Genomic DNA, 9674 nt, shown 5'->3' with positions numbered 1-9674 from the left:
CTCAGAACCCGGCACCTGATCAGTAAGAGCCCCGACCTGCTGCGGGAGAATCTCTGCAGCCCATGGGTCAGATGCTCACGGCCTCGTGCTCACGTCACGCCCCCACCGACGCCGACCCGTCTCAGTGAGCTCGTTCGACCGCGATCCGTTCGATCCGCGGCAACGCGAGAGCCAGCACCGGTAGGTATCCCGCCGCCCAGACCGGGGCCCCGAAGCTGACGACACACCCGCCCGGCACTCCGATGACCTCGTGCCGGGTCGCATTCACACCGGCCACCCTCCACGCCCACAGCCGCCGATCCACGAAGTCGGTGATCTCGAACGGCAGGGACAGGCCCGCCACGGTCGTGACCGTCCCCCGCGCACCGGCCGTCAAGCCGGAGTCGCCGTCGATTCGGGCTCCTGACACGGTGGGCCCCCATCGCGGCCAACACTTCACATCGGTGATGACCGTCCACACGGTCTCCGGGTCCACGTTCATCCGCAGTTCGGTCGTCCACATCCCGCGCCGAAGCGTCGTGCGGACTCTGATCATCGAACTCAGCCACGTGGCGGATGCGAGGTGTGTCATCGTCCGGCCCGGCCCCCCAGCTCCCGGCCCTGTCCGCCAACTCCTCGCGGTGGGCCGCTCCACCCCGGCGACAGCGGACTCCCCTGTTCGCGGACGCGACGGATCATCACCCCATGGAGGCAGAGCACCGCGCTGGCGCAACCGTCGACGGTGGTCACCACAACACCCCAGCGGAACCCGCCGAGTCAGCTGGTCCGGTCCAGGATGAGCCGAACCGCTTCCCGGGGCGCGTCCCACTGCGGGAAGTGGCCGCACCGATCGAACCAGTGCAGTGTCGCGTCGGGGAACGCGCGCGCGGCTCGGTGAGCCTGGGCCGGAAGCGTCACCAGATCGCGGCGACCCCAACCGATGGTGACCCGTCCCGGGACCGAGCCCGCGGGGGCGCCCTGCTGCTTTGGGCCCTTCGTCAGCGCGTCCATCGCCGCGCCCGTCCCAGGCGCGTCGGCCAGTCCCGCCACGTCGGGCAGCACGGTCCGCGCCGGCAGGGCCCAGGGGCGCACGGAGAGCTGCGCCAGCAGCGCGGTCCGACTCACTGGATTACCCAGCAGAACTGGAAGCGCTCCGCGCAGTGCGCTGACCAGGGCGATCGACGGTCGCAGGGTGGCGCTGAAGATCGCCAGCTCACGATCGCTCCAGAATCCACCGGGGTCCAACGCCACGGTGTCACCACCGACGCCGCGCCGGGCCAGCTCGAGCACGATCCGCCCACCCATCGACTGCCCGGCCGTGGAGACCCCGTGCAGACCCGACTCGTCGATGAACCGGGCGACCGCGTCGGTCAACGTCGCTATGGAGACCTCACCGTCGAGCGGAGGGGACTCGCCGAACCCAGGCAGGTCGACCGCGATGATCTCCCGGCTCGCGGCCAGGTCGTCGATGATGGGCTCCCACGATCGCCACCCCGCGCCGAGGCCGTGTACGAGAAGTAGTGGACTGCCCTGACCGCGTCGAACATGATGCAACGTCATCAGTCAAGCCTACGGAGTGCGCGGCGGACAGGTCGCGTGCAACGTGCCACGATCGGGGCCCGGTGCCCGGTCCGAGGTGGCAGACCGGCGACGACGGATGGGACGATCTAGAGATGCGCACCCCGGACGGCATCGACCGCGATCGTGACGAGGACGGCCGCGCGCGCAACGCGCGTCCCCGCGACGAACTCGGCCGACCTCTGCCACCGGGGAGCGTCGGAGTCGAGCGCATTCCCGACGACCTGGACCTGTCCCCCGACGAATCGCTGGCGTGGGCGCAGGACCTGCTGGACCGCGGCCTCGCCTTCCACGCGCACGAGGTGCTGGAAGGCGCGTGGAAGAGCTCCCCCGCCGACGAGCGGGAGCTCTGGCAGGGCCTCGCCCAGCTGGCAGTGGGCATCACCCACATCCAGCGTGGCAACACCACGGGGGCCCTGGCGCTGCTCGAGCGTGCGGCCGACCGTATCGGTGGCCGGGACGGCCCGGCACCCCACGGGATCGATGCCGCCGGATTGGTCACCCACGCAAACGACCTCATCACCGAACTCCGCCGAGGGACAGTCCCCGCTCCCCCTGGACTGAGACCGCGGCTGAGGCACCGGCCACGCCCGCGCTAGGGCGTCGTCACCGTTCGGGACGGCCTTTCAGCCGCGCGCGGCCCGCTGGTGATCCGCGGAGTACGCGGCGAGGACCTCTCGGACTCCGGCGTCCCCCTCCCGGCCGGTGAATTGTCTGAGTGGCACCGCGAGGCGGTCCAGCGACGCCGACAACGTACGAGCCCCGACACGCGCCTCCACGGTGTCGACCTCCGCGACGGCATCACACAGCTCCAGCGCGTAGTGCACCTGGCGGGACAACGCCTGGTAGGGATTGGCCTCCTGGAAATAGTAGGTCTCCGAATGCTGTGTCAGATCCACGGTCACGACGTTGATCTCCGCGGCGAGGCCCTCCGTCACCCGCGAGATGGTGTCCGGGGAGAGGTCTCGAACCGCCGCGGCGAAGTCGGCTTCCGCCAATCCGTGGAGCCGCAGGGCCAGTGCGCTACGACGCGAGAGCGGCGGATAGATCTGCATGAACCAGGTGAGGGACGCGGTCAGCAGCGCGAACCCCGTCAGTGCCTCCACCGGGGCCAGAACGCGGATGAGAGGTTCCGTGGCCACCACGTCCCCGAACCCCAGGGTGGCCAGGGTGGCCAGGGACACGTAGAGCGCCTCGGCGGCGACCGGGTATCGACCGGGGTCGATTCCGGAGGAGTAGTCGAATCCGTCCGGGACGTGCGGGAGGTAGACCATCGCCCACCCCACTGCCTGCAGCAACACCCAGACCAGAACAGTGACCACCATCCCCGCGGGGCCCACGATCGAGCCCAGACGGTGCCCGAACCGCCGGGAGACCGCCCACAGCGCGGAGAACACCACCTTGCTGAGTGCCGCCTCGCTGCGTGGGTGCATCAGCGCGCGAAACACGTCCATCAGGCCGAGAGCGATGATCCCGGCGCCGACCACGGTGTGAACGGGCGGCGGCGGGCCGCAGTCATGGGTGGCACAGGGTGGCCCCACCCGGCGGACGTCGAGGGTCGTCCTCACGCCCCTCGGCACCGCGCGCCGTGCCCGGATGCTATCCCTTCGCCTGGCGGGCAGCGTCTCGGGTGCATGGGCGGCCCGAGCCGACGGGCCGGACGCCACCGGGTGCGGCCGTGCGCGGGATCCGCGCCACACGCTTCCGTCTCCACGGGTCCGGGGCCCGGGGATGCGCGTAGCGTCAGGGGCACGCACCCGTCAAGGCTGGGAGATCGACCCATGACCACTGTCAACGACACCGCCGATCGCATACTCGCCCGAGCTGCGGACGCCCCGCACGGCCGACACGCCGAGATCATCGTCCACGAAGGACCTCTCCGCCAGTCGCTGTTGGCCCTGACGGCGGGCACCGAACTCGAGGAGCACAACTCTCCCCCGGCAGCGAGCCTCTACCTGCTCCGGGGGGCGGTGCGGGTGACCGGCGAGACCACGGTCGACATCGGCGCCGGCGAACTCCACGCCCTCACCCACCACCGGCACGCCGTCACGGCCCTGGAGGACTCGGTCTTCCTCCTCACCACCGTCACCGGCATCGAGGGAACGGGCAGCCACACCGATCCGCCCTCTGCCTGAGCCGATCCCGACCGCGGTGTCCCGGAGACGGTGTCCCGACGCGGGAGCTCTGTCGCCGAACCCCCGGCGCCGAACCCCTGACGCCGTACCCCTGGCGCAGTGCCGGCGAGTGACGGACACTGACGAGATGCGCACGCGCCACGTCAGCACGGTGATCCACCGCTCCCCGGCGGATGTCTACGACCTCGCCTCCGACCACACGAAGCTCGCCACCTGGGCGTCTGGGCTGGCCACCGCGCAGGCCTCCGTGGACGGCGACACCCTGGTCGTCGACTCCCCCATGGGGAGGGTGAGCGTCCGATTCGTCCCCAGGAACGACTTCGGGGTCCTGGACCACGAGGTCACCCTGCCCGACGGCGCGACGGTCCACAATCCGCTCCGGGTCCTGCCCCATCCGGACGGCGCGGAGGTGGTCATGACCGTCCGTCAGCTCTCCGACGACGACGACGAGTTCGAGCAGGACGCCGCCACCGTGGCAGCCGACCTGGATCGGCTCAAGGGCCTCCTCGAGGGGGAACGTATTCCGGTCCCCCCGTCTTCTGCGCGTCCCGCCGCGCAGGTGGACATCCGCGTGGCGGGTCCGGCGGACGCGACCTCACTCGGGCGCCTGCTCCACGACTTCAACACCGAGTTCGACTGCGCCACCCCCAGCGCGGCAGAGGCGGCGACACGGTTCGAGCGACTCCTCGAGCGCGAGGACGTCCTCGCCGTCGTCGCCGGACTCCCCCGGGGCCGCGAGGCCGGGACCGATGTCGGCTTCGCCTTTCTCACCCTTCGCCCGACCCCGTACTGGGACGGTCCCCTGGCCCAGCTCGAGGACCTCTACGTTCGTCCGGACCTCAGGGCCGCCGGCATCGGAACCGGGGTCCTGCACCGGTCGGTGTCCGAGGCCCGACGGCGCGGCTGCGAGGAGATACTCATCAACGTGGACTCGGACGATCTCGGCGCCCGGCGGTTCTACGAACGTCACGGCTTCTCCGACCACGACCCGGACACCGGCTCCGGGATGCGGTGCTACCTGCGACAGCTCTGACCCCTGAGGGTTCACGCCGCGTCAGCCGACGGTTCCGGACTCCTCGGGAAGGATGTGGCGCAGGATGTCCGAGATCGTGATCACGCCGACGAACCGGTCGTGATCCATGACCGCGGCGAGTTGCTCGCTCCGCTCCCGCGACACCGCGAGCGCCTCGTACACCGGCGTCCGGGTGTCGAGCAGCATCACCGGCCTGGCCAGGTCCCGCGCCGGGTGGCCCTCCTGCTCCATCAGCGTGTCGCGCACATGCACCACCGCCGGAGTGGAATCCCCTTCGAGGAGGAGGATGCGCATGTGTCCCGTCCGAGCCGCGGCCTCCTGGACCTGCGCCACGGTGGCCTCCGCGGCCACCGCGGTGGGTGCCCTGTCGGTGTCGACGAGTGACCCCACCGTCAGCTGATCGAGGCCGAGCGCTCCGGTCAGCGGGGAACTGAACGTCTCGTCCAGGGCGCCGACCGACGCCGAATGCTCGACGAGTTGCCGGATCGTGGCGGCATCCTGACCTCCCACCGCGGCCCTCTCGACCGGGGTGACACCGCTGGCGGAGACCAGTCGGTTGGCGACCTCGTTCACCCACCGCAGGAGCGGCCGGAAGACCCAGATGAAGCCCCGGGAGGGAATCCCGATGAACTTGGCGGAGAACTCCGGATGCGCGATGGCCCACGACTTGGGGGCCATCTCCCCCACCACCAGGTGGAGGAACGTCACGAACAGCAGTGACAGCGCGAACGCGGCGCCCCCGGCCACCTGTACCGGCGCGCCCAGGGAGGCGAGGACAGGCCCGAGCCAGGCGTCGACGGCCGGCTTGGTGACCGCGCCCAGCGCGAAGGTGCAGGCGGTGATCCCCAACTGGGCACCCGCGAGCATGACGGTCAGCTCGTTGATCCCCCGCAGGGCGGCCCGCGCCGAGGCGCTCCTCTCCGCGTCCTTTTCGAGCCGGTGCTGACGAGCCCCGAGAAGCGCGAACTCGATCACCACGAAGAAGGCGCTCAGGACGATCAACGCCACGGTGATCGCGGCGACGACGAGCGGATTGTCCATCACCGCTCCTCCCCCCGTCCCGGCTCGAGCCCGTGTCCCGTCGCGGGGTGTCCGTCGTCCCCGGGACGCCCCGGGTGCTCCTCCTGGGAGTCCACCAACCGGACCAGCAGTTCGCCGGGGACCAGCCGGGTCACCTCGAGGACCTCGATCTCCAGGGCTAACTGAAGCGGTGTCTCGGCGATCAGTTCCCGGGGCTCGATCGGCAGTTCGACCCGCACGGTCTGACCCACTTCCGGGAGTTCGCCGTGCGCGGAGATGGTCAACCCCGCCATGGTCTCGTAATCTCCGTGCGGAAGCTCATGACCGAGCGATCTCTCGGCCTCGTCGACGTGGACGTCACCGTCCATCCGCCAGATCCCCTCGTCCACGACCGCGATGACCGACTCGGGTTCCGTGTCGTGTTCGTCGGTCAGCTCCCCCACCAACTCCTCGGCCAGATCCTCGATCGTCAACACGCCCGCGAAGCCCCCGTACTCGTCGACCACCGCCGCGAGCTGCGTCTTCGACCGGGTCAGCGTCGACAGCGCATGGGGCAGGGACATCAACGAGGGCAGGACCACCGGTGGGCGCATGATCTCCGAGACCGGGGTGTCGACCTTCGCTCCCACGCGGAGGAGGTCGGCCAACTGAACGACCCCCAGCGGCTCCAGAGTCTCCGAGACCACCGGATACCTCGTGTGTCCCGAGGCCATCAACGTCCGGACCTCTCCGACGGTGTCATCCGGGCCCACCACGCTGGTCTGGGGACGCGGGATCATCGCGTGCTCGACGGTGCGATCCGGGAAGTCCAGGATCCGGTCGATGAGGACCGACAGGTTCTCGGGCAGATCGCCGCTCTCCCGGGCGTCCGCCACGATTCGCTCGAGATCCTCGGCGGTCGCCGTGGAGTCCAGATCGTGGACCGGTGTGACCCCGACCACCCTGAGCAGCAGGTTCGCCGCCCGGTCGAACACCACGATGAGCCAGCCGAACACGGTCAGGTAGAGGGTGGTGGACCGCGCCAGCCCGCGGGCCAGGGGCTCCGGACTCGCGATCGCCAGGTTCTTGGGATACAACTCGCCGAAGATCATCTGCACGACGGTCGCGGCCACCAACGCCAGGACGGTGCCCACCGTGACGCTCACCGCCGCGGGGACTCCGACCCCGCCCAGGAGGGTCCCCAGCGATTCGCCGACCAGTGGTTCGGCCACGTACCCGACCAGCAGGCCGGTGACCGTGATGCCCAACTGGGCACCCGACAGCATGAAGGACGTCCGTTGCGTGACCCTCAGTGCCCGCTGGGCGGCGACGTCTCCCGCCTCGGACAGTGCCTTGAGCCTGTTCCTGTCCACGGACATGTAGGCGAATTCCTGTGCCACGAAGTAGCCGTTCGCGGCGATGATGGCCAGGATCGCGAGGATTCCCAGCAACAACATCAGAAGGGTCATGACCACGGGGCCACCTCCCCCCTCGGGAGACGCCGTGTCGGCACTCGAGCGCCGTGGACCTGAGAAGAACGAGAAGGGCGACTAGGCCCCGGGTCGTCGTCCGACCCGGTCCTTTCAGAGGGGGTACCCATCAGGGCTTCTCACACACTCCGTTTCGTGTGTCGATGTGGATGACTCCCCGAGTATGACGCAATCCGCCCCCCGGGACCACGACTCCCCGGCCGCGGTCACCGTCCCGGGGTGACGGGGCGGACGGTGAGGGTCTGCGCGAGGGTACCGATCGGGCCCGACTCGTCGTGCAGGGTGCTCGAGGTGAGCCCGAGCCCGCCCGGACCGAAGCTCACCCGGGTGTCGAACCCGACCCACTCCCCTCGTGGCTCGCGGAAGAGGTGGGCGGTGAGGTCGATGTTGGGGAACTGCACGTCCTCGGGAGCCGCGCGGACCGCCATTCCGTTGGCGATGTCGAACAGTGCTGCCGACCGGGCCAGCCCGCCCACCGACTCGCCTGCGACCAGCGGGACGTCGGTGCGCACCCAGTAGCGAGCCCTCCCCGGCCCGACCGAGTCCCGGCGGACCTCCGCGGACGCCAGGTACCCGCCCTGCCAGACCGAGGTGGGGTCCCACTGCGGCATGTCGGTCGGTCCCGGGATCGGGTCGAGGCCGACGGCCTCGAGCTCCGTGGTGTCTCTCGGTTGCTGCAGCCAGGCGCGCAGGCGCACTCCCACGCGATCCGCGAGTCCGTACGTGGCCTCCACGAGCTCGATGGTGCGCCCCGGTCTGACCACCTGCACGTCCACCGCGACCGGGTCCATGGGCACGGTGCCGAGGATCTCGTAGGTCAGGCGCGAGATCACCATGGGATCGTCCCGCCGACGTCGTAGATCACCCTCCACCTCGTGCACGAGCAACCCGAACGACGGGCCGATGTGCTGCACCGCCGGATCCCAGGCCCCGGTGGTGTGTGAGCTCGGGTCGAACCATCGGTCACCGAGTCGCTCGAAGTACGCCACGCATGCCCCCCATCGAGTGAACTGTCACTAACTGACTACCACGTGATGAGGGGACCGACCGTGAATCGGCACCCACCGTCACCCGCGTGCGGTTGACTCTGATCCGGAAGCACGAGCCCGAACCCGCGCCCAGGAGTGACAGATGACCGCCGAGCAGTACGACACCTTCGACACCCCTGTCGACGACAGGTACCTCGACGACTATCAGGAAGGACGCACGTACCGCTTCGGTGAGGAGTCGGTGGACGCCGAGGAGATCATGGAGTTCGCCCGCAGGTATGACCCGCAGAGCATCCACACTGATCCCGAGGCGGCCGCTCACGGCCCGTTCGGAGGACTGATCGCGAGCGGCTGGCAGACCGCGGCGCTCATGATGCGCCTGTTCGCCGACAACTACCTCACCGCTGTCGCGAGCCTGGCGTCCCCCGGGATCGACGAGCTCCGCTGGGTCCGGCCGCTGCGACCCGGCGACCGTCTCACCCTGATCTGCGAGACGACCGGTGTCCGCCCCTCCAGGAGCAAGCCTGACCGCGGGGTGCTCACCACGGATGTGACGCTGGTCAACCAGGACGACGAACCGGTCCTCACCGCCACGGCGCTCAATATGGTCGCCCGCCGCTGAGCCGTCTCAGAGCCTGGGCGTGAGGTGGAAGAGAGGCAGGTGCCTGGTCGTGCGGGTGGCGTAGATCTCGTAGTTCGGCCACACCTTCACGGCGGCGTCCCAGGCCGACGCCCGCTCGTCCTCGGCCACCTCCCGCACGTCCACGGTGAGCCTGGCGCCGTAGACCGACACGTCGACCTCGCCCTCCCCCGCCGCGCGGAGGTTGTGCACCCACGCAGGAGCCTTCTCGCCCCCCCAGTTGGAGCCGACGACCACCAGGCCGTTGCGCCACGATGCGAACAGCAGCGGGGTGTCGCGCGGCTCACCGGACTTCCTGCCCGGGACGTGCAACGTGAGCGTGGGCAGCCCCGCCACCCGGAGCAGCGGGACGCGGCCACCGGAGATCCTGTTCATCCATTTGTCGACCGTCACCACGAGGTGGGAGTTCTCCCGCGTCGCGTCCTGACGTCCGAACCAGATCGCGATCGGGGTGAGAAAGTTGCTCATGAACTAACCCTAGGACGTGGGCGGACCGTCACGGTGGGTCAGGGTGCTTTTCGCCGTGGCGACCACCTGGACGGACTCGAGCCACCCCCTGCGCAGCCCGGCCTCGAGCGCCGCGAGATGGAACGCCCACATGCGCCGGTACACGGCGTCGAACCCCAGTGCCGCCGCGTCCCGCCCCCGGAGGGCGAACGTCTCGGACCACAACCTCACCGTCTCGGCGTGGTGCGACGTCGCCTCGATCCGCCCCAGCAGACGCAGCCGCGGAGAGCGGTCGACGGCCGAGACCAGTTCCGACCAGGGCACCACGGGGCCCGCCTCGGAGACGTACCTCGAGCCCCACGCGGCGAGTTCGACGACCGCCGG

The 9674-nt window shown here is 69.8% G+C and carries 11 protein-coding genes and 1 pseudogene; 4 read left to right on the top strand and 8 right to left on the bottom strand.

Annotation, left to right across the window (positions count from 1 at the left end):
• Positions 1-121: 121 nt before the first annotated feature.
• Positions 122-535, bottom strand: coding sequence for an SRPBCC family protein (locus tag G6021_RS05695; RefSeq protein WP_241736436.1), 414 nt, complete (start codon positions 533-535; stop codon positions 122-124).
• Between the two features lie 221 nt (positions 536-756).
• Entirely contained in the window at positions 757-1539 is a 783-nt protein-coding gene (locus G6021_RS05690) for an alpha/beta fold hydrolase (protein ID WP_017837744.1), read from the bottom strand.
• A 113-nt stretch (positions 1540-1652) separates the two neighbouring features.
• On the opposite strand from G6021_RS05690, the gene G6021_RS05685 reads away from it, so the two are divergent.
• Entirely contained in the window at positions 1653-2156 is a 504-nt protein-coding gene (locus G6021_RS05685) for a DUF309 domain-containing protein (protein WP_182640831.1), read from the top strand.
• A gap of 27 nt (positions 2157-2183) precedes the next feature.
• Here G6021_RS05685 and G6021_RS05680 read toward each other — a convergent pair whose 3' ends face one another.
• The gene (locus tag G6021_RS05680) at positions 2184-3011 is read right to left on the bottom strand and encodes a potassium channel family protein (RefSeq protein WP_187700479.1); all 828 of its coding nucleotides are present in this window, start codon (positions 3009-3011) and stop codon (positions 2184-2186) included.
• Positions 3012-3338: 327 nt separating this feature from the next.
• Between G6021_RS05680 and G6021_RS05675 the strand changes: the two genes are divergently transcribed.
• Both G6021_RS05675 and G6021_RS17875 read left to right on the top strand, forming a co-directional pair.
• Complete coding sequence (locus tag G6021_RS05675; protein WP_017837741.1) at positions 3339-3692, top strand: hypothetical protein; 354 nt, start codon at positions 3339-3341, stop codon at positions 3690-3692.
• Positions 3693-3819: 127 nt separating this feature from the next.
• Complete coding sequence (locus tag G6021_RS17875) at positions 3820-4725, top strand: GNAT family N-acetyltransferase (protein WP_182616269.1); 906 nt, start codon at positions 3820-3822, stop codon at positions 4723-4725.
• A gap of 21 nt (positions 4726-4746) precedes the next feature.
• Here the strand turns inward: G6021_RS17875 and G6021_RS05665 are convergent, their stop codons facing one another.
• The 3 genes from G6021_RS05665 to G6021_RS05655 all read right to left on the bottom strand — a co-directional run bounded on the left by G6021_RS05665 (position 4747) and on the right by G6021_RS05655 (position 8203).
• Positions 4747-5766 (bottom strand): CNNM domain-containing protein, encoded by a 1020-nt coding sequence (locus tag G6021_RS05665; RefSeq protein WP_182609969.1) that lies wholly within the window; start codon positions 5764-5766, stop codon positions 4747-4749.
• A complete protein-coding gene (locus G6021_RS05660) occupies positions 5766-7193 on the bottom strand; it encodes a hemolysin family protein (protein ID WP_187700478.1) in 1428 nt (475 codons plus the stop codon). The genes G6021_RS05665 and G6021_RS05660 overlap by 1 nt, the downstream gene beginning before the upstream one ends.
• A gap of 227 nt (positions 7194-7420) precedes the next feature.
• Positions 7421-8203, bottom strand: a complete 783-nt coding sequence (locus G6021_RS05655) for an acyl-CoA thioesterase domain-containing protein (protein WP_182640829.1) — start codon at positions 8201-8203, stop codon at positions 7421-7423.
• 142 nt (positions 8204-8345) lie between these two features.
• Between G6021_RS05655 and G6021_RS05650 the strand changes: the two genes are divergently transcribed.
• Complete coding sequence (locus G6021_RS05650; protein WP_179525234.1) at positions 8346-8825, top strand: MaoC family dehydratase; 480 nt, start codon at positions 8346-8348, stop codon at positions 8823-8825.
• Positions 8826-8831: 6 nt separating this feature from the next.
• On the opposite strand, the gene G6021_RS05645 is transcribed toward G6021_RS05650, so the two are convergent.
• On the bottom strand, positions 8832-9311 hold the full coding sequence (locus G6021_RS05645) for a nitroreductase family deazaflavin-dependent oxidoreductase (protein ID WP_182609972.1): 480 nt from the start codon (positions 9309-9311) through the stop codon (positions 8832-8834).
• A 9-nt stretch (positions 9312-9320) separates the two neighbouring features.
• Positions 9321-9674, bottom strand: a pseudogene (locus G6021_RS05640) (class I SAM-dependent methyltransferase); the annotation flags it as partial.

The organism is Dietzia sp. CW19 (assembly GCF_014145265.1).
In the GTDB taxonomy this organism is placed as follows: domain Bacteria; phylum Actinomycetota; class Actinomycetes; order Mycobacteriales; family Mycobacteriaceae; genus Dietzia; species Dietzia natronolimnaea.
This window is presented reverse-complemented; position numbering and strand designations above follow the sequence as displayed.

Bases quoted from the DNA above. Each gene is read 5' to 3' on its own strand.
- G6021_RS05675 (WP_017837741.1), top strand. From the start codon at position 3,339: ATGACCACTGTCAACGACACCGCCGATCGCATACTCGCCCGAGCTGCG.
- G6021_RS05665 (WP_182609969.1), bottom strand. From the start codon at position 5,766: ATGGACAATCCGCTCGTCGTCGCCGCGATCACCGTGGCGTTGATCGTC.
- G6021_RS17875 (WP_182616269.1), top strand. From the start codon at position 3,820: ATGCGCACGCGCCACGTCAGCACGGTGATCCACCGCTCCCCGGCGGAT.
- G6021_RS05690 (WP_017837744.1), bottom strand. From the start codon at position 1,539: ATGACGTTGCATCATGTTCGACGCGGTCAGGGCAGTCCACTACTTCTC.
- G6021_RS05685 (WP_182640831.1), top strand. From the start codon at position 1,653: ATGCGCACCCCGGACGGCATCGACCGCGATCGTGACGAGGACGGCCGC.
- G6021_RS05645 (WP_182609972.1), bottom strand. From the start codon at position 9,311: ATGAGCAACTTTCTCACCCCGATCGCGATCTGGTTCGGACGTCAGGAC.
- G6021_RS05695 (WP_241736436.1), bottom strand. From the start codon at position 535: ATGATCAGAGTCCGCACGACGCTTCGGCGCGGGATGTGGACGACCGAA.
- G6021_RS05660 (WP_187700478.1), bottom strand. From the start codon at position 7,193: ATGACCCTTCTGATGTTGTTGCTGGGAATCCTCGCGATCCTGGCCATC.
- G6021_RS05680 (WP_187700479.1), bottom strand. From the start codon at position 3,011: ATGGACGTGTTTCGCGCGCTGATGCACCCACGCAGCGAGGCGGCACTC.
- G6021_RS05650 (WP_179525234.1), top strand. From the start codon at position 8,346: ATGACCGCCGAGCAGTACGACACCTTCGACACCCCTGTCGACGACAGG.